This window comes from uncultured Azonexus sp., assembly GCF_937982035.1.
GTDB lineage: Bacteria > Pseudomonadota > Gammaproteobacteria > Burkholderiales > Rhodocyclaceae > Azonexus.
In genome coordinates, this window is sequence record NZ_CALJNI010000014.1 from 38543 (window position 1) to 64846 (window position 26304).

31 protein-coding genes are annotated in these 26304 nt (G+C 60.9%); 12 read left to right on the forward strand and 19 right to left on the reverse strand.

What is annotated here, in order from left to right:
• Positions 1-3: 3 nt before the first annotated feature.
• From fliJ to fliR, 9 genes are all read left to right on the forward strand, one after another.
• Positions 4-459, forward strand: coding sequence for a flagellar export protein FliJ (gene fliJ, locus Q0799_RS10255; protein ID WP_298398000.1), 456 nt, complete (start codon positions 4-6; stop codon positions 457-459).
• 52 nt (positions 460-511) lie between these two features.
• Positions 512-1531: a flagellar hook-length control protein FliK gene (locus tag Q0799_RS10260; RefSeq protein WP_298398002.1), complete on the forward strand. Its 1020-nt coding sequence runs from the start codon at positions 512-514 to the stop codon at positions 1529-1531.
• A 25-nt stretch (positions 1532-1556) separates the two neighbouring features.
• Positions 1557-2123 (forward strand): flagellar basal body-associated FliL family protein, encoded by a 567-nt coding sequence (locus tag Q0799_RS10265; RefSeq protein WP_298398003.1) that lies wholly within the window; start codon positions 1557-1559, stop codon positions 2121-2123.
• 6 nt (positions 2124-2129) lie between these two features.
• A complete protein-coding gene (gene fliM / locus Q0799_RS10270; protein ID WP_298398004.1) occupies positions 2130-3146 on the forward strand; it encodes a flagellar motor switch protein FliM in 1017 nt (338 codons plus the stop codon).
• Positions 3139-3576, forward strand: a complete 438-nt coding sequence (gene fliN / locus Q0799_RS10275; protein WP_366940777.1) for a flagellar motor switch protein FliN — start codon at positions 3139-3141, stop codon at positions 3574-3576. The genes fliM and fliN overlap by 8 nt, the downstream gene beginning before the upstream one ends.
• A 71-nt stretch (positions 3577-3647) precedes the next feature.
• Entirely contained in the window at positions 3648-4055 is a 408-nt protein-coding gene (gene fliO / locus Q0799_RS10280; protein ID WP_298398005.1) for a flagellar biosynthetic protein FliO, read from the forward strand.
• A complete protein-coding gene (fliP, locus tag Q0799_RS10285; RefSeq protein WP_298398007.1) occupies positions 4042-4791 on the forward strand; it encodes a flagellar type III secretion system pore protein FliP in 750 nt (249 codons plus the stop codon). Before fliO ends, fliP begins: the two co-directional genes overlap by 14 nt.
• Entirely contained in the window at positions 4788-5057 is a 270-nt protein-coding gene (gene fliQ / locus Q0799_RS10290) for a flagellar biosynthesis protein FliQ (protein ID WP_298398009.1), read from the forward strand. Before fliP ends, fliQ begins: the two co-directional genes overlap by 4 nt.
• 3 nt (positions 5058-5060) lie before the next feature.
• Positions 5061-5846: a flagellar biosynthetic protein FliR gene (gene fliR, locus Q0799_RS10295; protein ID WP_298398011.1), complete on the forward strand. Its 786-nt coding sequence runs from the start codon at positions 5061-5063 to the stop codon at positions 5844-5846.
• On the opposite strand, the gene Q0799_RS10300 is transcribed toward fliR, so the two are convergent.
• From Q0799_RS10300 to flgB, 12 genes are all read right to left on the reverse strand, one after another.
• Positions 5840-6253 carry a hypothetical protein gene (locus Q0799_RS10300; protein ID WP_298398013.1) on the reverse strand — a complete coding sequence of 138 codons (414 nt, stop codon included), beginning with the start codon at positions 6251-6253 and terminating at the stop codon, positions 5840-5842. The two genes, fliR and Q0799_RS10300, sit on opposite strands and share 7 nt — an antisense overlap.
• Before the next feature lie 29 nt (positions 6254-6282).
• Entirely contained in the window at positions 6283-7263 is a 981-nt protein-coding gene (flgL, locus tag Q0799_RS10305; RefSeq protein WP_298398015.1) for a flagellar hook-associated protein FlgL, read from the reverse strand.
• A gap of 11 nt (positions 7264-7274) precedes the next feature.
• Complete coding sequence (gene flgK, locus Q0799_RS10310; protein WP_298398017.1) at positions 7275-9278, reverse strand: flagellar hook-associated protein FlgK; 2004 nt, start codon at positions 9276-9278, stop codon at positions 7275-7277.
• A gap of 52 nt (positions 9279-9330) precedes the next feature.
• The gene (gene flgJ, locus Q0799_RS10315; protein ID WP_298398019.1) at positions 9331-10305 is read right to left on the reverse strand and encodes a flagellar assembly peptidoglycan hydrolase FlgJ; all 975 of its coding nucleotides are present in this window, start codon (positions 10303-10305) and stop codon (positions 9331-9333) included.
• 3 nt (positions 10306-10308) lie between these two features.
• A complete protein-coding gene (locus Q0799_RS10320) occupies positions 10309-11316 on the reverse strand; it encodes a flagellar basal body P-ring protein FlgI (protein ID WP_298398181.1) in 1008 nt (335 codons plus the stop codon).
• Between the two features lie 107 nt (positions 11317-11423).
• Complete coding sequence (locus Q0799_RS10325; protein ID WP_298398020.1) at positions 11424-12080, reverse strand: flagellar basal body L-ring protein FlgH; 657 nt, start codon at positions 12078-12080, stop codon at positions 11424-11426.
• Between the two features lie 10 nt (positions 12081-12090).
• A complete protein-coding gene (gene flgG, locus Q0799_RS10330) occupies positions 12091-12873 on the reverse strand; it encodes a flagellar basal-body rod protein FlgG (RefSeq protein ID WP_298398021.1) in 783 nt (260 codons plus the stop codon).
• 12 nt (positions 12874-12885) lie between these two features.
• The gene (locus Q0799_RS10335) at positions 12886-13629 is read right to left on the reverse strand and encodes a flagellar basal body rod protein FlgF (protein ID WP_298398023.1); all 744 of its coding nucleotides are present in this window, start codon (positions 13627-13629) and stop codon (positions 12886-12888) included.
• Between the two features lie 19 nt (positions 13630-13648).
• Positions 13649-15145, reverse strand: coding sequence for a flagellar hook protein FlgE (locus Q0799_RS10340; RefSeq protein ID WP_298398025.1), 1497 nt, complete (start codon positions 15143-15145; stop codon positions 13649-13651).
• Positions 15146-15156: 11 nt separating this feature from the next.
• A complete protein-coding gene (locus Q0799_RS10345) occupies positions 15157-15837 on the reverse strand; it encodes a flagellar hook assembly protein FlgD (RefSeq protein ID WP_298398027.1) in 681 nt (226 codons plus the stop codon).
• Positions 15838-15860: 23 nt separating this feature from the next.
• Positions 15861-16274: a flagellar basal body rod protein FlgC gene (gene flgC, locus Q0799_RS10350; protein WP_298398029.1), complete on the reverse strand. Its 414-nt coding sequence runs from the start codon at positions 16272-16274 to the stop codon at positions 15861-15863.
• Positions 16275-16285: 11 nt separating this feature from the next.
• Positions 16286-16648, reverse strand: a complete 363-nt coding sequence (flgB, locus tag Q0799_RS10355; protein WP_245580509.1) for a flagellar basal body rod protein FlgB — start codon at positions 16646-16648, stop codon at positions 16286-16288.
• On the opposite strand from flgB, the gene flgA reads away from it, so the two are divergent.
• From flgA to Q0799_RS10370, 3 genes are all read left to right on the forward strand, one after another.
• Complete coding sequence (flgA, locus tag Q0799_RS10360; RefSeq protein ID WP_298398032.1) at positions 16631-17461, forward strand: flagellar basal body P-ring formation chaperone FlgA; 831 nt, start codon at positions 16631-16633, stop codon at positions 17459-17461. The genes flgB and flgA overlap by 18 nt on opposite strands.
• Positions 17462-17524: 63 nt before the next feature.
• Positions 17525-17803, forward strand: a complete 279-nt coding sequence (flgM, locus tag Q0799_RS10365) for a flagellar biosynthesis anti-sigma factor FlgM (RefSeq protein ID WP_298398034.1) — start codon at positions 17525-17527, stop codon at positions 17801-17803.
• Entirely contained in the window at positions 17803-18267 is a 465-nt protein-coding gene (locus tag Q0799_RS10370; protein WP_298398036.1) for a flagella synthesis protein FlgN, read from the forward strand. Before flgM ends, Q0799_RS10370 begins: the two co-directional genes overlap by 1 nt.
• Before the next feature lie 25 nt (positions 18268-18292).
• Here Q0799_RS10370 and motD read toward each other — a convergent pair whose 3' ends face one another.
• From motD to flhB, 7 genes are read right to left on the reverse strand one after another with little or no spacing between them, the layout of a single operon-like run.
• Complete coding sequence (motD, locus tag Q0799_RS10375) at positions 18293-19090, reverse strand: flagellar motor protein MotD (protein WP_298398038.1); 798 nt, start codon at positions 19088-19090, stop codon at positions 18293-18295.
• Positions 19090-19830 (reverse strand): flagellar motor protein, encoded by a 741-nt coding sequence (locus tag Q0799_RS10380; protein WP_298398039.1) that lies wholly within the window; start codon positions 19828-19830, stop codon positions 19090-19092. The genes motD and Q0799_RS10380 overlap by 1 nt, the downstream gene beginning before the upstream one ends.
• Entirely contained in the window at positions 19823-20578 is a 756-nt protein-coding gene (locus Q0799_RS10385; protein ID WP_298398041.1) for an RNA polymerase sigma factor FliA, read from the reverse strand. Before Q0799_RS10385 ends, Q0799_RS10380 begins: the two co-directional genes overlap by 8 nt.
• On the reverse strand, positions 20578-21465 hold the full coding sequence (locus Q0799_RS10390) for an AAA family ATPase (RefSeq protein ID WP_298398043.1): 888 nt from the start codon (positions 21463-21465) through the stop codon (positions 20578-20580). Before Q0799_RS10390 ends, Q0799_RS10385 begins: the two co-directional genes overlap by 1 nt.
• Positions 21458-22912: a flagellar biosynthesis protein FlhF gene (gene flhF / locus Q0799_RS10395; protein ID WP_298398045.1), complete on the reverse strand. Its 1455-nt coding sequence runs from the start codon at positions 22910-22912 to the stop codon at positions 21458-21460. Before flhF ends, Q0799_RS10390 begins: the two co-directional genes overlap by 8 nt.
• A complete protein-coding gene (gene flhA, locus Q0799_RS10400; protein ID WP_298398047.1) occupies positions 22909-24993 on the reverse strand; it encodes a flagellar biosynthesis protein FlhA in 2085 nt (694 codons plus the stop codon). Before flhA ends, flhF begins: the two co-directional genes overlap by 4 nt.
• Entirely contained in the window at positions 24994-26127 is a 1134-nt protein-coding gene (flhB, locus tag Q0799_RS10405) for a flagellar biosynthesis protein FlhB (protein WP_298398049.1), read from the reverse strand.
• Between the last annotated feature and the right edge of the window lie 177 nt (positions 26128-26304).

Genomic DNA, 26304 nt, shown 5'->3' on the forward strand with positions numbered 1-26304 from the left:
ACCATGGCATCCAATTTCTCCCTGCAGCCGCTGCTGGAACTGATGCAGAACCGCACGGACGAGGCCACGCGCAATCTGGGCAAGCTCATTTCCGCCGAACAGAACGCCAGGAGCCGGCTGGAAATGCTCGAGCAGTACCGTGCCGAGTATGCCGACAAATTGCGGGATGCCACCGCCCAGGGCCTGACCCGGCAAGTCCTGGCCAACTACCAGGACTTCCTCGGCCGAATTGACGAGGCCATCGGCCAGCAACGCGAAATCGTCCGCCAGAGCGAAGCCGGCACCCGCCGGGGCCAGGAACACTGGAAACAGCAGAACACCCGGCTCCAGGCCATCGGTACGCTGGCAACCCGTCACGAAGCCCGGGAAAAGCAAAAGGAGAACAAGCAGGAGCAGAAATTGCTCGACGAGTTCTCGGCCAGAAAATTCGTCGCCGATACGAAAAACGACCAGAAATAGCCCGGCACGCTGCTTGCTTTTAGTGGGCAGGTACTTTTGATCTGGAACTCACATGAGCATCTCCGTCATTCCGACTGCGGCACTTCCCGGCAATGCAGCCACCGATAACACGTCCTCGGCCTTGCCGGGACTCGACGCCGGCGCAATCGACTTTGCCGCGCTGCTGGCCGGGCAACTCGGCGACTTCAGCCAGATGCTCAACAGCATGAGCAATGGCGCTGCCTTGCCGAACACCCAGGATCGCCAGCTGGGCGCCGGCAGCAAGGATCGCGATGCCACACTGCTCGGCGCCGACGGCGACGAGGCCGGCGAAGCTGCGCCGCTGGCTGCGCTCAATATTTTCGAGATGATCGCCCAGCGCCCCGGCAACGACACCGATGTGCGCGGCGACCGCTCCGCCCGTACCGATATCGGGCTTGGCAAGGCATTTGTGCCGACCGACGACAAGGCGGCCGCTGGCAACCCGGCAATGCTCGCCGCCCGGGCGGCGGCAAGTGATGCACTGGCCGCCAGCAGCGAAACGGCAAATCTTGCCGGCAAGACCGAATCCACGAACGCCCCGCTCTTCAATCCGGCGACCGCCGGCGAACGTCTGCAGGGTACCGGCAAGGGAGAAATGCAGCACCACGTTCCGGCACCGGTCCATGATCCCCGCTGGGCACAGCAATTCAGCGAACGGGTTGTCTGGCTGGCTCGCGGTGACGTTCAGAACGCCCAGATCAACGTGAATCCGGCGCAACTGGGACCGATACAGATCAACATCAGCCTGAATGGCGATCAGATGACCGCGCACTTCGCTGTTGCCAACCAGGAAGTTCGCCAGGCCATCGAAGACGCCATGCCCAGGCTGCGTGACATGCTCTCCGGCGCGGGGATCAACCTGGGACAGTCGAATGTCGGCTCACAGGCGCAGCAACAGCAGCAGGCCCAGCAGGAATCCTCGCAACAGGCCGGCAACGCCCCCCGCTTCGACGGTGAAGAGGCTATACTTTCGCCCGATCAAGCAACGCATTCCGGAACCTCCGGGCTACCTGCCCGCCAAGGCAGGGGAATGGTTGATCTGTTCGCCTGACACCAGAAGATAGAAAGGGAGAAGCATGGCCAAGGATAACAAGCCAGCCGAAGAAGGCGCGGAAGGCGCACCGAAGAAAAGCAAGAAACTCTTGATCATCATCGTGCTGGCGGTGGTCCTGCTGGCAGCAGCCGGTGCCGGCGCCTTCCTAATGATGAGCGGCGGCAGCGACGAAGAACTCGACGAAGACGAAGTCGCCGAGGAAACGGAAAAGAAACCGGCCAAAAAGAAGAAGAAGGCCGATGCCGGACCGCCCACCTTCGTGAACCTTGATCCCTTCACGGTCAATCTGGTGCCGGAAGTCGGTGATCAGTACCTGCAGGTCGTGCTTTCCGTCGAACTGGACGCAGCGCCGTCGCAGGCAACGCTGGCCATGATGATGCCGCGTATCCGCAACAACGTGACCCTGCTGCTGTCGAGCAAGAAGGCCTCCGAACTGCAGTCCAAGGAAGGCAAGGAGCAACTGGCTGCGGAAATCCAGACCGAGATCAATTCAGCCATCGAGCCGCCGACCAAGAACAAGCGGGGCGAGATCATCCCGCCGGAAGGTCCGGTCGTGTCCGTCCTTTTCACCTCCTTCATCATCCAGTAAGGAGCCATGGCCGGCGACTTTCTCTCCCAGGATGAGGTTGACGCCCTGCTCAAGGGCGTCACCGGGGAAACCGACGAGCCCGAAGAGCACGGCGGCGACGATGCCTCCATTCGCGCCTACAACCTTGGCACGCAGGAACGCATCGTCCGCGGCCGGATGCCGACGCTCGAACTGGTCAACGAGCGTTTTGCCCGCTACCTGCGTATCGGGCTGTTCAACTACATGCACCGCAACGCGGAAATCTCGGTCGGACCGATCCGCGTACAGAAGTACAGCGAGTTCATCCGCAACCTGGTAGTGCCGACCAACCTGAACCTGGTTGCCGCCAAGCCCTTGCGCGGCACGGCGCTTTTCGTCTTCGACCCGAACCTGGTCTTTCTGGTCGTCGACAACATGTTCGGGGGCGACGGGCGCTTCCATACCCGCGTCGAAGGCCGCGATTTCACGGCCACCGAGCAGCGCATCATCCAGGGCTTGCTCGGGGTCGTGTTCGCCGAGTATTCAAAATCCTGGAAACCGGTCTACGACATCACTTTCGAGTACATCCGCTCGGAAATGAACTCGCAGTTCGCCAACATTGCCACGCCATCGGAAATCGTCGTTTCGACATCGTTCACGCTGGAGTTTGGCGGCGCCACGGCCGACATGCACATCTGTTTCCCGTATTCGATGCTCGAGCCGATCCGGGATCTGCTGTACAGCACCATGCAGAGCGACCAGTTGTCGACCGACAAGCGCTGGATCGTCACCCTGCGCAAGCAACTGCAGGGTGCCGAAGTCGAAATCGTCGCGCAACTGGGCTCGGGTACAGTGTCCTTGCGCGACATACTCAAGCTCAAACCGGGCGATGTGATTCCGATCACGATCCCACCGCGCGTCGAAGCCCTGGTGGATAATGTCCCGCTGATCGAATGCAGTTATGGCCAGCAGAATGGCCAGTATGCCTTGCGCGTCGAAAAGTTCATTGCCACGCCGCCTGAGACGGGTTCGGGAGATGTCGTAGCAGGAGGAAAGAATGTCTGAAGATATGGAAAACATCGAAAACGCTGCCGCCGAAGAACAAATCAGCGAGGACGACTGGGCGGCCGCCATGGCCGAACAGACGACGATCGACGCGACGCCGGCTGCCGCGGCACAACCCGCCGACATCTTCCCTTCCTTTGCGCCACCAAGCGCCGCCGGCGGCGTCATGAACGAACTGGACATGATCCTGGACATTCCGGTCCAGATCACCGTCGAACTCGGTCGCACCAAGATCACCATCAAGAACCTGCTGCAACTGGCCCATGGCTCGGTCGTCGAACTTGATGCAATGGCCGGCGAACCGATGGATGTGCTGGTCAACGGAACCCTGATCGCCCAGGGCGAAGTCGTCGTCGTCAATGACAAGTTCGGCATCCGCCTGACCGACATCATCACGCCCTCGGAGCGGATGCGCAAAATCAACCGCTGAGCACGCCAACGCTGCGGCGGCGGTATTTGGGTTTAAGATAGCGCATCCCGAAACCCGACGACGATCCTCCCTTGCTGCGCGCCCTTCCTTTATCGCTGATCCTGCCCGCCCCGTTGCTGGCAGCCGAGAGTGCCCCGCCGGTGGTTTCCGCCGGCACCTATCTGCAGGCCACCCTGGCCCTGCTGCTCATCGTCGGCCTGTTGTTCGCCGCCACCTGGGCCGCACGCAAGGTTTCCGGCGGCAAGATGTTCGGCCAGGGCAACATGCGGGTCATCAGCGGCATCGCCCTCGGCCCCAAGGAACGCATCGTCCTGGTCGAGGTCGAGGACAACTGGCTGGTCATCGGCATCGTTCCGGGCCAGATCCGTACCCTGCACACCCTGCCCAAGGGCACCAGCACGACACCAGCCGGCGGCCAGGGACCGGCCTTCGGTGACTGGCTGAAAGCCATCCGGGAGCGTCAGAATGCAGCGCAATAAGCTCGCCCTGCTGCTTCCTCTGGTTCTGCTGGCCACCCCGGCAATTGCCCAGACAACCGGGGGCCTGCCGGCCATCACCAGCACCCCGTCCGGCGCCGGCGGCACGACCTACAGCCTGACCATCCAGACGCTGCTGCTGCTGACCGCGATGAGTTTCATCCCGGCGGCCATGCTGATGATGACCAGTTTCACGCGCATCCTGATCGTGCTCTCGCTGTTGCGGCACGCCATGGGTACCCAGACCGCACCACCGAACCAGATTTTGGTCGGTCTGTCGCTGTTCCTGACCTTTTTCATCATGGCGCCGACCTTTGACCGGGTGTACACCGAGGCCTACGTCCCCCTGTCGGAAAGCCGGATCAACATCATGGAGGCAGGCGAACGTGCGGTCGTACCGATGCGAGCCTTCATGCTAAAACATACGCGTGAAGCCGATATCGCGATGTTCGCCGGGGTCGCCAGGATCGACAACATTGCAACGCCCGACGACATCCCCTTGCGTATCCTGATCCCGTCCTTCGTCATCAGCGAATTGAAGACGGCCTTCCAGATCGGCTTCGTGCTGTTCATTCCCTTCCTGATCATCGACATGGTGGTGGCGAGCATCCTGATGTCGATGGGTATGATGATGATGTCGCCGATCATGGTTGCGCTGCCGTTCAAGCTGATGCTGTTCGTTCTCGTCGACGGCTGGCATCTGGTCATCGGCTCGCTGGTCCAGAGTTTCAACATATGACGCCGGGCATCGTCATGGAGATCGGCCGTCAGGCCATCGAAGCCACGCTGATGATGTCGGCGCCGATGCTGCTGGCTGCCCTCGCCGTCGGCCTGATCGTCAGCATCTTCCAGGCAGCCACCCAGATCAACGAGGCGACCCTGCAATTCGTTCCCAAGCTGGTCGCCATATTTCTCGTAATGATCCTGCTCGGTCCGTGGATGTTGCAGTACATGGTGGACTATATCCAGCGATTGTTCGGCAGCATTCCCCAGATCATCGGCTGACCCATGCTCAGCCTCAGCCTGGCGCAGATCGATGCCTGGATCGCGTTCTACGCTTTCCCGCTGGCCCGCATACTCGGGCTGGTCGCGACTGCGCCGCTGTGGAGTACCGCTGGCATTCCCCGGCGGACCCGCCTGATCCTCGGACTCGGCATCACCATTGCCATCGCCCCGGTGCTGCCACCGATGCCCAATGTCCAGCCGGCATCGCTGGCCGGCCTGTGGATACTTGGCCAGCAGGTGCTGATCGGCATTTCCATGGGTTTCGCCGCCCGCATCGTATTCTCCGCCATCGACATGGCCGGCACTTATATCGGCTTCCAGATGGGTCTGGGCTTCGCCACTTTCTACGATCCGATGGAAGGCGCACAAACGGCCGTTCTGGCCGAATTCATCGGTCTGATCGCCCTGTTGCTGTTCATGGCCTTCGATGGGCACCTGCTCTACATCTCGACCCTGGCGCAGAGTTTCCATGCCATACCGGTTGGTCCGGAGGCCTTGTCTCCGAACAGCTGGCGCAACCTCGCCGAACTGGGCGGGAAGATATTCTCCGCCGGATTGCTGCTCGCGCTCCCCGTGCTGGTGGCATTGATGATCACCAACGTGGCGCTCGGCGTGCTGACCAAGGCGGCACCGCAACTCAACCTCTTTGCCCTGGGCTTTCCGCTAACCCTGATGGGGGGGTTCATGGCGGTGGGTGTCAGCCTGAACTACCTGACCGGTCCGTTACAGGACCTCTACGACTTCGCCATCCGGGCCATGCTCGGTTTCGCCTTGCCGGCGGCTCAGTAGCTGCCGTTCAGTGCGAAGGAATCGGCGTCCTCGCGCTTGACGAAGCGGATCGTTCCTTCGGCCACCCGGCGCGTCATCAGGGTCTGAGAATCGATGCCTTCCGAATAGCCGGCAATCTCGTACCCGACATGCCCCTGTTCCTCCTGCAACTGCCGCGCACGGCGCTTCAGTACCTGGATCGCCTCGCCGGAACCGCCGGTATGGAAACGCTTCATCTTCATCGACAGGCGGTAGCTGTCGTCCGGCAGACGCGTTTCCTCGATTTCCCAGTTGGGAGCCAGCGGATCGTAAATCAGGTAGATCGCCGCGGCGGCACCAAGCACCACATTGGTCTTCAGCGTGGTGTTGGTGGTCAAGGTAAAGGCGCTCGCCCCCGTCGAGGAGCAGGCACTCAGCGAAAGCGCCAAGGCAGACAACCCGACTGCAACGTAAGTTTTCACAGGATATTGAAAAGACTGAGTTGACTGGTTTGCTTGAAGGTCAGTTGCGTGGCTTCGAGTTGGGTTTGATACCGGGTGAATCGGGAAATTGCCTCGGTGAAATCCAGATCCTGCAGCTCCGACAATCGAACTTTATAGAGATAGTCGATGTCACTTGCTGTCGTCGAAAGTCCATCCACGGCATTTAGCCTGGCCCCCAGAGACGCCCGGACATTGGCCACGTGATCAATTGTGCTCTTGATATTTCCTCTAATCTGTTCAAGCTCACTCGCCGAAAAAGTCATGCCACTCGAAGGATCGACAATATCCACCAGATTCTTGACGGTATCGAACATGCTTTGCCCGGTGATGTTGCCCTGGGCATCGCGAACCTGCATGAATAACTGCATGCCGTTTTCGGATACCGCCATGACCTTTGACGCGGTCACCTGCAAGGCAGGAGTGCCCGCATCGCCGGAATAATTCACATAGGTATTGCCTAGGGAATATGCCGGCGCGGTATCTCCGGGCGAGGGTGGCGTCGCAGTGGTATTAATGGCAAACGGCACCGTGGTCGACTTGTAGCCGGCAAAGATATGCAAGCCACTGCCATCCTGAGTATTCGCCAAACCAATCAAGCTTTGAAGCTGCAACTTCATTTCGGCGGCAATCGTGCCCCGCTGGGCATTATCAAGCATCGGATTCCCGGCCTCCGCCGCAAGCTCGGAAATCCGGATCAAGGTGTTCCCCACACTGCCCGCAATGGACTCTGCCAAGCTCAATTGGACAGTTGCATCCGCTTGATTATTCTTGAACTGTGTATTGACACCTTTCGACTGCGAAATTTCCAGCGCTTCGGCAGCGCCAATCGGGTCATCGGCGGGCGTTAGAATCCGACGCCCGGTCGAAAGCTGATTTTGGGTCCGGTACAACTCTGATTGCAGATTCATCATTCCCCGCAAGCCGGAGCCGTAAATCATCGAGGTACTGACACGCATGATATGTCTCCTTACCTGATCGACAACAAGGTTTCGAACATCTTGTTACCGACATCAAGAATTTTTGCGGCGGCCTGATAAGCCTGCTGGAACTTCATCAAATTTGCCGCCTCCTCATCGAGATTGACCGCCGACAGTGAGTCCCTGGCATTTTGGGCTTGTGTCAGGACCGCCTCTTGAGCAGCCAGACGCACCTTGGCCTCCCGTGTCCTGATGCCATTCTCGGCAACCAACCGTGAGTAAGTCGATTGATAGGTTGCAGTTCCACCGGCCGTTGTATTTGCCGTTTGCAGCGCAGCAAACTTCAAGGCATTTCGTCCATCCTGCAGACCGTCGCTGTTACGCTCGATGACGAAACGATCGCCAGTATTGGGCGCCCCGGTAATGCTGAATGACATATTGTTCCAGGTAATGCCCGACAGCGTTGCAGTACCACTGGTCAGCGGAATATCTCCCGTACTTGCCGCGGAGACGGTCCCGTCGGAATAGGTGGCGACCCAGGTTCCTGTCAGCCCGGTCAAATCAGTTGCCGTAGCCACCAGAGTCTGCGTTGCCGGGATTGAGTAGCCAACCCCGACGACGCCTTGTGACATGACCATCACGCCGGTATTGGTAATCGCCGGAATCGTACGCACTGGCGCTGCCGCATTCACCAGCCGCGGATCTGCAACAACCCGCGTTTCAAGCGAGATGTTCTTGGCCGCCTCAGCAACCGGCTTGACGACAAAACGGTCACCGGCCATCGCACCGGGAACAGAAATATTCAGGGAAACGCCGTCAAACTGGACGCCGGCCGGACTGGTTCCGGTGGCAACTGCAACGCCGTCATTCTGTCGGGTTACCGTATAGTTTCCGCCTGCAGCAAACGTCACCAGATAATCGCTGTTGCTCAGATTCGTATAGAAATTCCCTGCGTAGTCAGGTGCGGACGGTGCCACCGGCGGCAAGAAACTCGCCGTCAATGCGCCCGTGCCTTGGTTTGTTGCACTTGGCACGACCTTCGGCTGCGGAACGGAAAACAGTTCGCCAACGAATCCCGTTTCACCGGCAATCCGCCCGCTCATGTCCATCCCCAAACCATACTGGGCATTGAAAGTCAGCGTAAGCGATGCAGCAACCCGACCAAGCTCGTTCACCGCAGCATCGAGGGACTGACTTCTGAAACTGACCAAGCCGCCCAGTTCGCCGCCGACGATCAAGGACTCCGGCAATTCCTGGGTGCCGCCTGCTGTCTTCAGACCAACGGCTATGCGCGTCAAATCAAGGCTGGAGGCAGATGCCGTCATCTCCACCGTCTTGCCGCCAATCACCAGTTGCTGACCGGTTCCGATGAATACATTGAAGCTGCCATCACTGTTGGTACTGGTGTTGACCTTGATCAGCTTGTTCAACTCATTGACCAGTTGATCGCGCTGGTCGAGCAGATCATTGGGCGGCTGGGAGTAACCCGATTGTGCGAGCACGATACGCTGATTGAGATCGGCAATTTCGTTCGCATAGGCATTGATGTCGGCAACGGCGCTGACGATGCGTCCATCGAGCTGCCTGGCAATCTCGGTCAACCGCAGGTCGAGGTTATTGAATCGGGTCACCATGGTCTGCGCGGAAGTCAGCATGGATTGCCGCGCCGGCAGTGATGAAGGATTGGATGAAACCTGCTGGACACCGGCGAAGAAGTCCTGCATTGCCGGTGACATGCCGGCGTCCGGATCGGCCAGCATCAAGTCGATCTGGGACAGCTGTGTGTACAAGGCATTCAGATTGCTGACCTGGGTCTGAGCAGTATTGACCTGATTATTCAGGTAAGCATCGTACTGACGCTTGATGGTGACGACCTGAACCCCCTGCCCGATCGAACCGGAACCGGTGGTGATCGCGTTGTTGGTCGCCTGCACGGTGTTTTGCCGGGAATAGCCCGGGGTGTTGGCATTCACGATGTTGTGCTCGGTCGCGAGCAGGCCCAGTTGAGCCGCGCGTATACCGGTGATGCCGATGCTGATAAGTCCAGTACCCATGATTTACCTCTATGAGGTTTAACGGCGCAGGCGCCGGAATGTTTAGGGCGGATTAGCCGATCAATGCCTGACGCAGCGTCGGTCCGTTGATGATGCCGGACAGCTTCTCTGCGTATTTCGGATCGGTGGCGTATCCCGCCGTCTGCAAACGTCGTGCAAACTCCGTGCCATCCTGGGTCCCGATCACGCCGCCATAGCGGGGATTGTTGCGCAGCAGGTTGGCGTAATCGCGGAATGCGTCGGCGTAGGAATCGTAAACCCGGAATTTCTCGACCGATTGCTGCGGCACACCGTTGACGTATTCCGTCGTCAGCGTATCCACGGTTTTTCCGGTCCAGCTCTTGCCAGCCTTGATGCCGAACAGGTTGTGCGCGCTGCTGCCATCAGGATGACGGATCTCGCTCTTTCCCCAGCCGCTCTCCAGCGCCGCATGGGCCACCAGGAATTGCGGCGGGATGCCGGTGGAACGGGAAGCCTCAACCGCATTGGGCCAGAGCTGATTGACGAAGTCCCGCGCCGACGTCGGCGCCTCACCCGAACTGCGGGCCGAGTTGGCCGCCAGCGCACTCTGCAGGGCATAGGCGGCCGATGTCGGCAGGCTGCTCGGGACTTCGCGATACTGCAAGGCACCGGCAGCCGGCAGGCCGGCCGGCAAACCCTTGCCGGCAATCATTGCCGAAAGGTCGTCGATGCCATCTTCAAGCTGCGCGCCACCGAGATACCCCCCCAGTTGCTGCTCAATCAGCCGGGCGAAACCGATTCCGTTCCCTGAACTGGCCATGTTCTGCGCCATCTGCTGATCGAGGAGGCTGTTGTAGAAACGCGTCTGGTCGCTGTGCATCAGACCATCGGTCGGCACCGTATCGCGCATGCTCTTGAGCACCATCTGCAGAAACAGGGTCTCGAACTGCTGCGCGGCGGCTTTCAGACCGCCCTGAGGGTCCTTCTTGAACTGGTTGCGCAGGTCCTGCGAGGCCTGGACGTCAAACGCCGCGCGATTCGGCGCATTCTGGATCTTGGCGACCATGACTCAGATCACTTCGAGTTCGGCACGCAGCGCACCGGCTGCCTTCATTGCCTGAAGGATGGCCAGCAGGTCCATCGGATTGGCCCCCAGGCTGTTGAGTGCCTTGACCACATCGGCCAGACTGGCACCGGCGGCGACCGTCAGACTACCACCATCCTGATTGACCTGCACATCGGCGCCCCCGCGTCCGGGCTGGCCCGCATCGACGACCACCGACAGATTGCCGTGAGCGACCGCGCAGGGCAACAGGGAAACCCGCTGATTCATGACCACCGAACCGGTACGCGGATTGACCACGACCCGTGCCTGAGCAACGGCGGCGCGCACTTCGATATTCTCGACCCGGCCCAGGAAACTGACCCGCGCATCGGCGGAATCCGGCGCCCGCAGGGCGATGCGACGACCGTCGATGGCTTGCGCCGTCCCTTCGCCCATGGCCTTGTTGATCGCCGAAACCATGTTCATTGCCGTTCCGAAATCGGACTCGGCCAATTCGTAGTAGAGATATCCGCCCTGCCCCAGGGCCGTCGGCACGGTCCGTTCGACCGTCGCCCCGCCCGGGATTCTGCCCGCCGCTAGGTGATTGACCGTCACCGCCGCCCCACCGGCGCCGGCACCGGCACCGCCGACCATGACGTTACCCTGAGCGATACCGTACACCTGACCATCCGCGCCCTTGAGCTGGGTCAAGAGCAAAGTACCGCCACGCAGGCTCTTGGCATTGCCGATGGAGGAAACCGTGACATCGAGGGCCTGACCGGGACGGGCAAAAGCGCCGAGATTCGCCGTGACCATGACTGCGGCGACGTTTTTCAACTGCAACTTGGTCGCCTGATCGGCCGTCAGATTGATGCCCATCTGCGACAGCATGTTGCCCATGGCCTGCGTGGTGAACGGCGTCTGGGTGGTCTGGTCGCCCGTACCGTCGAGACCGACGACGATACCGTAACCGATCAACTGGTTGTTGCGCACGCCCTGCAAGGTCGCCAGATCCTTGACCCGATCGGCCATCGCCGGACTTGCCAACAAGGGCAGCAGGCAACAGCAGAGCAAGGCCTTGCGAACCTTGATCATGAGCGCGTTAGAGGATTTCATGGTGCACCTTCCGGGAATGGCTACTAGAACGGCAAGACACTAAGAAAGAAGCGTGCCAGCCATCCCATCACCTGCCCGTCGGCAACCTGCCCCGAGGACTTGTATTCGATCCGCGCGTCGGCAATCTTGGCCGAGTCGACGGTATTCGAGAAGTCGACGAAGGCCGGATTGACCACGCCGGAAATCCGGATGAATTCCTGTTCGGCCCCGATGGCGATCTGTTTTTCCCCCGACACCAGCAAATTGCCGTTGGGCAGGACATCGATGACCGTCACGGTGATATTGCCGCTGAACACGGCATTGTTTGCCGCATCGCCCTTGCCGGCAAAATTCGTGGCACTGCTGCCAGCCAGATCGAGCCCGTTCAATCCGCCGACCGGCAAACCGGAAAATGCCGTAATCGACGCGGTCTGGTTGCCGGTGCGCGTGAGGTTGTTGCTGGCCTTTTTCGAGGCCGAGGTGTTCTCGGTGATCTTGACCGTGATCGTATCGCCGACGAAACGGGCTCGCCGGTCCTCGAACAACGGCCGACTGTTGGCCGCCTGATAGATCGCGCCGTTGCCCGTCGCCATCACCGGACGCGGTTCCGGCCGCACCGTCATCGGCTGATGTACATTGGTCGGCGGCACCGTGGTGCAGGCTGCCAGCAGGATGCTGCTTAACAGGATCAGGGTACGCATCTTATTCCCCTTACAACTGGGTCAATCGTCCAAGCATGGTGTCGGAGGTGCTGATCACCTTGGAGTTGAGTTCGTAGGCACGCTGCGTCTGGATCATGGTCACCAGTTCCTCGGCCACGTTGACATTCGACGTTTCGACGTAGCCCTGAACGACGATCCCGGCACCGTTGGCCCCCGGCGCATTGGGCGTCGGCGCACCGCTGGCCGCGGTTTCCATGTACAGATTCTGGCCGATGCTGAGCAAGCCGCCGTTATTGACGAAACTGGCCAGCTGGATCGCACCGATTTCCGTAGCGGCAGCCGAACCCGGCTGGGTTATGGTGACGGTGCCATCGGTCCCGATCGAAACGGTCTGGGCATCGGCCGGTACAGTGATGTTCGGCTGCAGCGGGTAACCGTCGGAGGTGACGATCTGCCCCTGGTTGTCCTTGTGGAAGGAGCCGTCGCGGGTGTAACCCGTCGTCCCGTCCGGCAGCAGAACCTGGAAGAAACCATTGCCGTTGATCGCCACATCGAGCGTGTTATCGGTCTTCTGCAGGTTGCCCTGGGTGAAGATGCGCGCCGTGGCGACCGGCCGCGCCCCGGTTCCCAGTTGCAAACCGGTCGGCACCTGGGTCTGCTGCGAGGTCTGCGCGCCCGGCTGGCGCATGTTCTGGTACAGCAGGTCCTCGAATACCGCCCGCGCCCGCTTGAAACCGTTGGTGCTGACGTTCGCCAGATTGTTCGAGATGACATCAAGCTGGGTTTGCTGAGCATCCAGGCCGGTCCGGGCGATCCACAGGGAACGTATCATTTTTCTTTCCTATCAACCATTGAGGGACAGCAACTGATCGGCGCGCTGGGCATTCTGATCGGCGGTCTGCATCATCTTGATCTGCAATTCGAACTGCCGGGCCAGGCTGATCAGATTCACCATCGAATCCGTCACATTGACATTACTGCCTTCAAGCGCCCCGGCGGCTACCCGGACGTTGTCGTCAACCGGCGCCGGCTGACCACTGCGCAGACGGAACAGGCCGTCGGTACCGCGCACCAGATCGCCCTCCGGCGGATTCACCAGCTTCAGGCGTCCGACCGGATTGACGTTGTTCGGTGTGCCGAAGGCGGGGATGATCGATACCGTGCCATCCGGCGCGATCTCGATGTTGTTGTCCGGCGGAATGGCGATCGGGCCGCCATCGCCGAGCACCAGATGCCCGGCCTTGGTTTCCAGTTCACCGTTGACGTTCACGTCCAGACTGCCGGCACGGGTATAGGCCTCGCTGCCATCCGGCAACTGGACGGCCAGCCAGCCGCGCCCCTGAACGGCGACGTCGAGATTGCGGCCGGTGAACATCAGCGGGCCCTCGTCGAAAACGTCGGCCACCGACGCATCGACGACAAAGGCCCGGGTCGGCATGCCTTCGCCCTGGACCTCGACGGCGCGGAAACGGTGCTCCTGCGCCTTGAACCCGATCGTGCTGGCATTGGCCAGATTGTTGGCCGTACCGGCTTGCTGCATGAACACATGCTTGGCACCGGTCATTGCGGTATAGATCAGGCGGTCCATGTTGCCAGGCCCTCAGGAATCAGCGCAGGTTGACCAGGGTCTGCAACACCTGATCCTGCGTCTTGATGGACTGGGCATTGGCCTGGTAGTTGCGCTGATTGGTGATCAGGCTGACCAGTTCGGACGTCAGATCGACGTTCGATTCCTCGACCGTCGACGAGGACAGCACGCCCAGGCTCGAGGTGTTGGGTGCGCCCACCAGCGCCGGCCCCGAAGCCGAGGTCTCGTTCCACTGGTTGTTGCCCAGCGACTGCAAGCCGTTCGGATTGGTGAAGTTGGCCAACACGACCTGCCCCTGGGCAAAGGTCTGACCGTTACTGTAACGACCGAGGATGACCCCATCCTTCCCCACCGAGAGGCCGATCAGGTTGCCGGCGGTATAGCCATCCTGTTCCAGGCGATTGGTTCCGAAGGAGCTTCCGAACTGGGTGGTCCCGGTGAAATCGATATCGAAGTTCATCACCGGATCGGCACCGTTGGTCGTCCCCAGCGCGCCCATGACGTTGTTCAGGTCAATCTGCAGGCTCATTGGATTACCGCTGGCAATCTGCCCCAGGGTATTGAAAGTCAGTGCATTCCCGGGGGTGACCGTGATGTAGTTGTTGCTCGTTCCGTCGAGCGTGAAATGGACATTCCATTCGCCCGACGCAGCCGTTTTCTCGAAGAACATCGTCAGCGTATGGGCGTTGCCCAGCGTGTCGAAAATGGACAATGCGGTCGAGTAGCTGTAGGACTGGGGATCCGGCGAATAATTGGCTCCAGCCAAACCGGCCGTACGTGCAGCCGTAGCTTCAAGAACGGTACCGCCGGCACCGATCACAGCGTCGTAGGCAGCCTGGGCGGCCTGCGCTTGGGTCTGGGCACCGGCGATTGCAGCATCGTAGGCGGCGAGCGCTGCGGCAGCTTCTGCCGCCGAGCCGCCGTTGGCCGTCACGTTGGTAGCTACCGTTGCCCCGGTTGGCGTTGCGGCGTTGGACCAAGGCACCTCGGGCTCCGTGGCCCGCGAATCGAGTTGCAGATTGGCCTTGACCCCGCGGAAGGGGCTGGAGACATTGGTCCCGGTGGCCACCGGCGCCAGGTCGGACGCCGAGATCTGCAAGGGCTGCGGCGTCGAGGGAACGACGATGCCGGCCTGGGCCGGATAGCCGGTCAGCCGCATGTTCTGATCGTTGATGATGTAACCGCTTTTATCCAGGTGAAACTGGCCGGAACGGGTAAAGGTCACCGCGCCGTTGGTATCCATGCGGAAGAAGCCGGAACCGTTGATCGAGATATCCAGCGGGTTGTTGGTCGCCGTGATGTTGCCCTGGGTGAATTGCTGCTGCACCGCCGCCAGGTTCACACCGATACCGATCTGGCTGGCACCAGCGCCGTTCAACGAGGCGGCATAAACGTCGGCAAAGTGTGCCGACCCGGCCTTGAAGCCGACGGTGCTCGCGTTGGCGATATTGTGGCTGGTGACATCGATTGCCTTGCCGGCCACATTCAGGCCGCTGAGCGCTTGTTGGAATGCCATGATCTACCTCGTCAAAGTATCTGCTGGATGTCCTTGAAGGCCACATTGCCCATGTCGCCCAGATCAAGGAGGAAACCGTTGTTCGTACGAGTAACAGCAGAAACCGTGCCAATCTGTCCGGTCGTCGCTTCGACCTCCTTGCCGTCGGCAAGCGCCTTGACCGAGAAGGTGTATTTGCCGTCCGGCAGGACATCGCCGTTCTCGTTCTTGCCGTCCCAGGCGAAATAGAACATGCCGGCCTGCTGCTCACCGAGTTCGTTGGTCTGTACGACCTTGCCGCTCGCATCCTTGATCGTCACCACGACCGAGTCTGCATTCCCCGTCAAGGCGATACCGGCAAATGCCTTGCTTCCGGAAAGCGGCAAGGCATTGCCGGCAATCATGACATTTTTGCCGATCATTCCTGCCGCCTGCATCGCCTGCGCCTCGGCATAACCGCCGAGCAGCTGGTTCATCGTCAGGTTCAGTTTCTCGATCCCGTTAACCATGTTCAACTGGGCCAACTGGCTGGTCACCTGGGCGTTGTCGAGGGGATTCAGCGGATCCTGGTTCTTGATCTGCGTCATCAACAGAGTCAGGAAACGGCTTTCCAGATCCTGGGCCGTGGTGGTTTCCTTACCCTTTGCCTTGCCGGCAATCGACTCGAATATTTCGGCAGGCGTCTTGGTCGTTGCATTGCTAACGGTAGACATGGTCTATTCCTCCAGAATTTTCATCAGGCCTGCTGGCCGATCTGCAAGGTACGCAGCATCAGGCTCTTGGCGGTATTCATGACTTCGACATTGGTCTGGTATGCACGAGACGCGGAAATCATGTTGGTCATTTCCTCGACTACATTGACATTCGAAAAAGCGACGTAGCCCTTTTCATCGGCTGCCGGATTCTTCGGGTCGTACACCATCCGCGCCGGGGCAGCACTTTCCACAACCTGACGCACGCGCACGCCTTTGGAAATCTCGCCGCCCCCCATGGGTGTGGCCTCGAACACCACCTGCTTGGCCCGGTAAGGCTGACCGTTTGAAGAAACGATGCTGTCGGCGTTCGCCAGATTGGAAGCGACGGTATTGAGTCGCATCGACTGGGCAGTCATTGCGCTGGACGACACCTTGAAGACATTGAACAGACTCATGAATGCGCTCCTTAGCCCTGCGTGCCGGCCATCGCCGAACGCAAGCCCTTGAACTTGTCGCCGATCAGCTGGGTGAGAATCTGGTACTGGATGGCGTTATCGGCGATCTGGGCGCGCTCGACATCCATATCCACCGTATTGCCGTCGACTGCCGACTGGGTTTCCTTGCGGTATTGAACATGAGCGCTGCCGGTCATGCCCTCACCCGAGAGGTGACCACCGGCGGTCCTGGCCAAGGGCATCGCACCAGAAGCTGCGCGGCCGGCCAGTGCGTTCTGCATGGCGGCGCTGAAATCGAAGTCACGCGCCTTGTAATTCGGCGTATCGGCGTTGGCGATGTTCGAGGCCAGCAACTGATGGCGCTGTACGCGCAAACCTATCGCTTTGCTGTAAACCTCGACATGACTTTGATTATTTGCCATACAAACTCTCCAGATGTTGCATTTGCATCCAGAAAAGCAATGTACGTGCCAGAAACCAGACTTTCAGCCAAGGACAAGCTGGGGCACAATTCGGTGATGCTTTTTCGTACCCTTGCACTACTTCTCGTCGTCACATCTGCCGCCGCCAGCGAGGGCGATGCGATTCTGGCCGCCGTCGAACAGCACGCCCGCCAGCTTGCCGCCGGGCATGCCGGCGAGATTCACATCGAAGCCGGACCCATCGATGACAGCCGGCTGCAAGCCTGTGCCCAACGCGAAGCCTACTCACCGCCAAATACCCGCAGCATCGGCCGCACCCATATCGGCATCCGCTGCCTGGCCGGCGCCAACTGGAACATCCTGGTCCCTGTCCGGATCGGGGTAATCTCCACCTATGTCACCACCCGCCGGGCATTGCTGGCCGGCAAAACCATTCAGGCCGACGATCTCTCCACCGTCAGCGGGGACCTCGGGGCCTTGCCAACAGGCACCGTGATCAAGCCGGAACAGGCCATCGGCAAGACCTTGCGCAACTCGATTGGTGCAGGCCAGGCATTGCGCACCCATCAGTTGCTGGCCCCCCGGGTCATCCGCCAGGGACAGACGGTGCGCGTCGTTTCCCAGGGCACGGGTTTTGCTGTGAGAGCGGAGGGCAAGGCGCTGAATCATGCCGCCGCCGGTGAACTGGCCAGGGTAAAGATGCCATCGGGCAGGACCATCAGCGGCATCGCCCAGGAAGACGGCTCCATTCTTTTGACGAATTAGGCTAAAGTTCTGCCTGCAGCGTCCGTAATAACGTACAACAATCATGGCATTTCGAGTCCCATCATGAAAATCGACACTTCGACCTTCAAGACGCCCCCGCTGCGCACCGCGAATACGCCGCAAAAAACGCCGGAAAATACCGCTCGGGCAAGCGAAGCCGTCAGCATCAGCCAGACGGCAGCACCGCTCATGAGCGGCGAAAAGCCGCCGGTAAACGCGGGCAAGATTCAGGAAATCAAGGATGCGATCGCCCAGGGTCGTTTCCAGATCAACCCGGAAGCCATTGCTGACGGACTGATCGAGACGGCTCGCGATCTGGTCAACAGCCAACGCAAGGCCTGATGTCCCAGCTACACCGCGCATTGCTCGACGAGACGGCGCTGTTGCGTCGCTTCATCGAAGTGCTGCGCGAAGAGCAATCCTTGCTGACCTCCGGTCAAACCGATGCCCTGGCCGAAGTCGGTGCAACAAAACTCGATCTCGTTGAAAAGCTGAATGCTTCGGAGCAGGCCAGGCTTCGCCTGCTTGGACTGACACCGGCACAGTCAAGCCGGCAGGACATGGCTGAGTGGCTACGCCGGAATCCGGCAGAATCTGCCGCCCGGCAATCCTGGGAACAGCTGATTACGCTCGCCCGCGAAGCGCGGGAAATCCACGCCATGAACGGCGAACTGATTGCCATGCACTTGGCCAGGACCAGCGAAGCACTCGACATCCTGACCCAACGGCAGAGCGAAGCGTCGCTTTATGGCAGCGACGGTCAGGCGGCCACCGGCTCGGGCAGCCGCATTGTCGATTCGGCCTGAACCATCGCCCCGACTGATTTCCGCTTTATTGGGATAGCGGCTTGCTGATCAGTTCGGTCGGCTCCTCCGGCCGATTCGAGTCGATCAGGATGCTGACCCGGCGATTCCGTGCCCGTCCTTCGGCGCTGGTATTGGTTTCCACCGGACGCGTCTCCCCGTAACCGATCGCCGTCAGGCGCTCGGCCCCCACCCCCGAATCGTTGAACAGACGCAGCACGGTGGTCGCCCGCATGGCGGACAACTCCCAGTTCGAGGGGAATTGCGGGGTGGCAATCGGTACGTTGTCGGTATGCCCTTCGATCGTGATCGGAAAATCCGAATCGGCGAGCACCGCCGCGACGGCCCTCAGCGCGCTGATCGACTCGGTCTGCAAGCTGGCCTGCCCCAGGGCGAAGAGAATGCTGTCATTGATTTCTATGGTCACGCCGCGGCTGGTTTCGAGCACCCGTACCTTGCCTTGGGCAACCAGCGGCTGCAAGGCCTGCAGGATATCCCCGGCGACGTTGCGCATCTTTTCTCTTTGTACGCCCCTGACTTCATCGGCCTGGCTCGGGGCTTGCCGGTCCGGCTTGGTCACCGGCTTGGGCGGCATGATCGGCGCCCCCTGAATGATCGCCATGGGCTGACCGCCCACTTCGCCCGTCGTGTTCTTGAAGGCGTTGACCAGGGAATTGGAGAGCACCTTGTATTTCCCTTCGTTCACCGAGGAAATCGCGTACATGACGACGAAAAAGGCGAACAGCAGGGTGATGAAATCGGCGTAGGAGACGAGCCAGCGTTCGTGGTTCTCGTGCTCCTCTTCGCGGCGGCGGCGACGGCCCATCAGCGCAGATAGCCCTTCAGCCGGCTTTCGATGATGCGCGGGTTATCACCGACAGCAATCCCGACCAGACCATCGATCATCATCTCGCGCGCGGCCACCATCCGGGAAATGTAATATTTCAGTTTGCCGGCGATCGGCAGATAGATCAGATTGGCCAGGCCGACGCCGTAGATCGTGGCGACGAACGCCACCGCGATGCCGGGCCCGAGCTTGGTCGGATCGGAGAGGTTCTCCATGACATGGATCAGTCCCATCACCGCCCCCAGGATGCCGATGGTCGGCGAATAGCCGCCGGCCGACTCCCACACCTTGGCCGACTGGCGCCATTCCTCCTCGTAAGTGTCGACGTCGACTTCCAGTAGTTCGCGGATACGCTCGGGTTCTGCGCCATCGACCAGTAGCTGCAACCCCTTGCGCGTGAAATCATCCTTGATCCCCGGCAGGTAGTTTTCCAGAACCAGCAAGCCCTCGCGACGCGACAACTGGCTCCATTGAAGAATCTGGTCGATGGTGCGTTTCTGCTCGATGACCGGCGGCACCCATACCCATTTCGCCATTAGCATGCCGCGCTTGAAAACGTGAAAAGGGCATTGCAGCAGCACCGCCCCCATCGTCCCGCCGAGCACGATCAGCAACGCCGTCGGCTGGACCAGCGAGCTGACATGCCCGCCCTCGAGAATCTGGCCGCCGATGATCGCGACCAGCCCCAGTACAAGACCGGCAAAGCTGAGTTTATCCAAGCGCCTTCCCCTTGCGCTGCTTGCTGGCGACATTCTTGACCTCGCCGACCAGCTGCCCGCGCAAACGCGCGATGGCCTGACTGTGCAACTGGCAGACCCGGGACTCGGTGACCCCCATGACTTCACCGATTTCCCGCAGGTTGAGATCCTGTTCGTAGTACAGGGCCATCATCAATTTTTCGCGCTCCGGCAGTCGCCCGATGGCCTTCACCAGGTTTTCGCGAAGATCCTTGTCCTCCAGGATGCTGGCCGGGTTGCTGTCATCGTCGGTGAAGTGCCGGTCGAGGAAATCCGCATCGTCGTCGCCGGCAAAATCCTCGTAATAAACGAGTTGGTGACCGCGCGCATCCTGAAGCACCTTCTGGTATTCGGCCAGCGGCATCCCCAGCGCATCCGCCAGCTCCTGTTCGGACGGCGCCCGACCATGGGCATGTTCGAGCTGATTGATGGTCTGTTCGATACGCCGGAGTTCCTTGCGCATGTTGCGCGGCAACCAGTCGTTGGCGCGCAGGCCGTCGAGCATGGCCCCGCGCACGCGCTGCGTGGCGTAGGTTTCGAACTGGGCGCCAAAGCCTTCCTGGAAGCGATCGATGGCATCGAGCAAGCCGATCATGCCGTTCTGCACCAAGTCTTCGAACTGCACGTTGGCCGGTAGACGGGCCATCAGATGATAGGCGACACGCTTCACCAGCGGCACGAAGCGCTGAACCAACTCATTCCGGTCTGGCTGCCCCGCTGCGGTGTACATCAGGCTCTAAGGATGTTCGGTGTTATGCGTTGGCTCAAGTGTAACAGTTGCTGAAGGAAATGTTGGACCCCCCCCTGCTCGCCCTGTGCCTGTTGCCAGTACTGGATATCGGCGGCGAGGTCGCGGAAGGCGGTTGCCGACGGCGAGTCCGGGGCCTGGAACAACACCGGCCGACACAACTGGCTGGCCAGCTTCAGCGATTCGTCGAGGGGCACGGCACCGGCGTAGTCGAGCACCGCCACACCGCGCTGCGTCGCCACCTGAGCGATATTCTCGTAGATCGAACGGGCGTCGGCCTGACTGCGCACCTTGTTGACCAGAATGCGGAAATGACGGCGCGAGAAGGCCTGGCTGACCTTCTTGATCAAGGCATAGGCTTCGGTAATCGAAGCACTGCTGCCCGACAGCACGACCACGGTTTCCTGCGAGACCAGACCGAACGGCGAGAAGCCCGATGGATGGGCCATGCTGGCGTCGACCAGGATGACGTCGATGGCGCGCTCGAGGCCCGACATCGCATCGACCAGCGTCTGCTGCTGATGCAAGGAGAGGCGTCCCAGCTTGCGTGCCGCCTTGGCTGCCGGCAGGATGGACAGGCCGTTCATTGGCCGCAACAGGACCTGGGTCAGCGGCAACTCGCGCTGTACGACATTGAGCAGATCGTAGGTCGACTGCATGCCGAAGGATGCCGCGATATCGTCGCCGGGGGCATGTTCGTCGATCAGCAAAACTTCCTTGCCCAGCCGCGCCAAGGCCACGCCCAGGTTGGCCACGGTCACGCTGCGGCCGACGCCTTCGCACCCGGCAACAAAAGTGATCACCTGCAGACCGCTGCCGCCGAGCATACGGCGCAAACCGGCTGCCTGATCGACGCGAAAATCAGCCACGACGGCCTCCCATCGCCTGCATGCCGGCATTCGCCATCATCAGGCCCGGTTCGACGCCGCTGTATTTGTGCGGCGAATTCTCCGGCACGTCCTTGAAGGCGCGATGCAGCAGGTAGCCGCGATTGGGCAGATGCAGGTCTTCCGGGACGCGCTGGCCGTTGGAGACGTAGTACAGCGGCAGGCCGTGCCGCATGATCACGTCGAGCGGCGTCGCCAGGCTGGCCGCCTCGTCGATCTTAGTCAGGATGCAGCCGGAGAGGCTGTCGCCGGCATACGCCCGGACCACATCGTCGAGCGTGTCGCCGCGCGAGGTGGACGACAGCAGCAACAGGCGCTGCACGTCGCAGCCGGCGAGCATGTCGGTCATTTCGGGAACCAGCTTGTCCTTCTGGCTCATCCCCATCGTATCGACCAGCACCATGTGCTTGTGCTGCAGTTCGGCCAGGGTCTGACGCAGCTCCAGGGCATCCTTCACCAGATAGACCGCGACGCCGAGAATGCGCCCGTAGATGCGCAACTGTTCATGGGCGCCGATCCGGTAACCGTCGGTGGTCACCAGGGCCACCTTGCTCGGGCCGTGACGCAGGACACAGCGCGCCGCCAGTTTGGCGGTCGTGGTGGTCTTGCCGACGCCGGTCGGGCCGACCAGCGCATAGACACCGCCGCGATCGACGATGTCGTTCTCGCTGCCGACCGTCATCAACGAGCGGTCGGCTGCCCCCTTGACCCAGGCCATGGCCTGCACCGCATCCATTTCCGGCGGCAGGTCACCGATCAGATCACGCGCCAGTTGCGGCGAGAAGCCCGCATCGAGCATCTGGCGCAGCACTTCCGTCTTCACCGGCTCCGAACGGGCCGCCTCGCCCCAGGCAAAGCCCGCCAGATGCTGCTCGACGATCTTGCGCAGCGAACGGATTTCGTCCATCACCGCCTGCGGCACCACCTCGGCTTCGGCACGCCGGGCGGCACCCGCCTGAGTCTGCGCCGCGGCAGGCTTGGCCGCGACTGGCGGCGGATTGACCGCCGGGCGCTGCAGATCGGGATTGCGCAAGGCGCCGGTCCGGGGAATGCCGGCATTGACCTGCATCGGTGCCTTCTGCGCCGGCGCGGCGGCGCGCGGCGCCGGTTGCGGGGCGGCAGCCGGCTGGCGCGGCGGCACCATGCTGGCCGGCGACGCGCCACTGATTCTCGCCCGGGCCGAGCTGAGCAGGACACGATAGTCTTCATCCACCGGCACTTGTGGCGTGCGCTCGACCGGCGGTGGCGGTGCCATGTCACCGGCCGGGGTCGGCACGATCATCGCCATGTCCCGGGCGGCAACCGCCATGATCTCGACGCCACCGGGAACGCCGCGGTTGGACAGGATGATCGCGTCGTTACCCAGCGTTTCCTTGACTTTGCGCAAGGCATCCCTGGCGTTGGCGGCGATGAATTTTCTGACGTTCATGTTCTACCTCCGATGATCGAGGTCACCTTGATGATTCGATTTTCTGGAACTTCGTTATGCGACAGCACCTTCAATTGCGGCACGGTGCGGCGCAGGAATCTGGACAAGAGCAGGCGCAGGCTGGCCGGCACCAGCAGCACGGCGGGCAGGCCGAGGCCTTCCTGACGCTGGCTGGCGGCGGCAGTTTCGCGGACCAGGGTATCGGCCAGGCCCGGCTCGAAGCTGGTGTTTTCCGAACCGCCGGCAACGGCCTGCGACAACAGGCGCTCCAGCGTCGGATCGAGCGACATCACCTGCATTTCGCCGGTCCCCGGGAACATCTGCTGGACAATGGCACGGCCCAGCGCGATGCGCACCTGGGTAACGAGTTCGTCGGCATTCTGCGTCCGCGTCGCATGATCGGCGACCGTCTCGATGATGGTGCGCATGTCGCGGATGTGCACGCCTTCTTCGAGCAGGCTCTGCAGTATCTTCTGCAGCGTCCCCAGCGGCAGAATCTTGGGCACCAGATCCTCGACCAGCTTGGGCATCTCCTTGGCCAGGTGATCGAGTAGTTGCTGCACTTCCTGACGACCGAGGAGTTCCCCGGCATGCGTCAGGATCAGGTGATTCAGATGGGTGGCGACCACGGTCGAAGCGTCGACCACGGTGTAGCCGTAGGCCTGGGCCTGATCGCGCTGGGTGATGTCGATCCACACGGCCGGCAGGCCGAAGGCCGGATCGGTGGTCACCGTTCCGTTCAGCGTTCCGGCAACGCGACCCGGATTGATGGCCAGGAACTGGCCGGCGAAGGCTTCGCCGGCACCGACTTCGACACCCTTCAGCTGAATGCGGTAGGCGTTCGGCTTCAATTCCAGGTTGTCGCGAATGTGCACCGGCGACACCAGGAAACCGACTTCCTGAGCGAATTTCTTGCGGATGCCGCGAATGCGGCGCAGCAGCTCGCCGTCCTGCGTCTTGTCCACCAGGGGAATCAGGCGATACCCCACTTCCAGCCCCAGGACATCGAGCGGCGCCACATCGTTCCAGCTCGCGTCGACCGCTTCCGGAATCGGCGGCGGCGCCACCTTGACCGGCGTCTCGACGATACGCCGCTGCTTGTTACTGAGTTTCCACGTGAACCAGGCCAGGGAACCGGCAATCAGCAGGAAGACGAGGTTCGGCATCCCCGGGATCAAGCCAATCAGGCCGACGATGCCCGCGGTAATCGCCAGCACCTTGGTGCTGCTGAACACCTGGGTCACGAATTGCTGACCCATGTCGCGGTCGTCGGAAACGCGGGTCACCACCAGACCGGCGGCAATCGAAATGACCAGTCCGGGAATCTGTGCCACCAGGCCGTCGCCGATAGCCAGCAGGGTGTAGATACGCGCCGCGTCGCCGAGCGCCAGATCGTGCTGCATCATGCCGACGACCAGTCCGCCGACGATATTGAGCAGCATGATGATGATGCCGGCGATCGCATCGCCGCGGACAAATTTCGACGCACCGTCCATCGAACCGTAGAACTCGGATTCGCGGGCAATGTCGGAACGGCGCTGACGGGCTTCGTCCTCACCGATCAGGCCAGCGTTGAGGTCGGCGTCGATGGCCATCTGCTTACCCGGCATGGCATCGAGCGTGAACCGTGCGGAAACTTCTGCGACCCGCCCGGCGCCCTTGGTGATGACCATGAAGTTGATCACCACGAGGATCATGAAGACGATGATACCGACCGCGAAATTACCGCCAACCAGGAAATGGCCGAACGCCTCGATCACCTTGCCCGCGGCATCCGGACCGTTGTGTCCCTCGAGCAGGACGACGCGGGTCGAGGCCACGTTCAGCGACAGACGCATCAGCGTCGTCACCAGCAGCACGGTCGGGAACACCGAAAAGTCCAGCGTCTTCTGGGTATTCACCGCGACCATCAAGATCAGGATGGCAATCGCGATGTTGAAGGTGAAGAACAGATCCAGCACGAACGGCGGCAACGGCAGAACCATCATGGACAGAACCATGAGGATCAGGACCGGCGACGCAATCTGAATGACGTTCAGACGACCGAACAGATTTTGCAAGCTCAGCGAACCGGCGGCCATTTACGCTGCCTCCGGTACGAGTTCGGGCGGCACCGGCAGATCCCTCGGCGGAACCGGGTACGCCCCGCCCACCTGCCGCCACTGCGCCAGTTGATAGATGTATGCAAGCACTTCGGCCACCGCGTTATACAGGGTGGCCGGAATTTCCTTGTCGAGATCGGCGTGCTTGAACAGCGCCCGCGCCAACGGTGGCGCCTCCAGGGTCGGCACCGCGTGCTCCGCCGCCACTTCCCTTATCTTGAGCGCCACCGCTCCGGTGCCCTTGGCCACCACCTTCGGCGCCGCCATGCCGGCCTTGTAAGCCAGCGCCACCGCGAAATGGGTCGGGTTGGTGACGATCACATCGGCCTGAGGCACCGCCTGCATCATCCGGCGACGCGCTGCCTGCATCTGCAGACTGCGAATCCGACCCTTGACGTGCGGATCGCCCATCATTTCCTTCATTTCCTGCTTGACCTCATCCTTGGTCATCTTCAGCTTGTGGTAGTAGTGCCACAACTGGAAGGGCACATCGGCCGCGACCACGATCAACAGCGTCAGCACCAGCATCAGGAAAGCGAAGAGGATCATCCGGCCGGCGTGCGCCAGACCCGTTTCCAGCGGCTCGGCCAGCAGACCGAAAATCTCTTCGAGTTGCCAGGAAATGAGCAGGTAAGCCACAACGCCGACCAGCACCGCCTTGAGGATGGCCTTGGTCAGTTCCATCAGGCTGTTCCAGGAGAACATCCGGGCCAGACCGGCCAGTGGGTCCATGCGCTTCAGATCGGGCACCAGCGCCTTGGGGGCAAACACCCAGGCATTCAGGAAGAACGGCGGCAGGAGGGTGGCGACGACCAGCACAACGAACAAGGGCGCGAAGACGAAAAATGCATCGGCGAACATCTCGGCCAGACGCGACACCATCATGGCCGGCTCTTGCATGTGCTTCAGATCAGGCATAAAGGCATCGCGGGTCAGCGCCAGCGTGCGGTCCATGAACCAGCCGCTCATCATCCACAGGGTCATGGCAGCGACGATGAGCACGGTAAACGTACCGAGTTCCCGGGACTGGGGAATCTGCCCCTTTTCCCGGGCTTGCTCGATTCGCCTACCGGTAGGCTCCTCGGTTTTCTCCAGATCGCTATCTTCAGCCATGGCCATTATCTAAACAGGTTGAGCCTATTATAGAAAAAAACCAAGAAAATTAAATAGGTAGCGTACTTTTTTTATTCCGTTTCGAGGTAGACCGCTTAAGTCGATGACAGACAGGTAAACCTTCAAAAAAAAAGAGGGGGCAATGCCCCCTCGTTAACTCGTTGACCGGTAAGGATT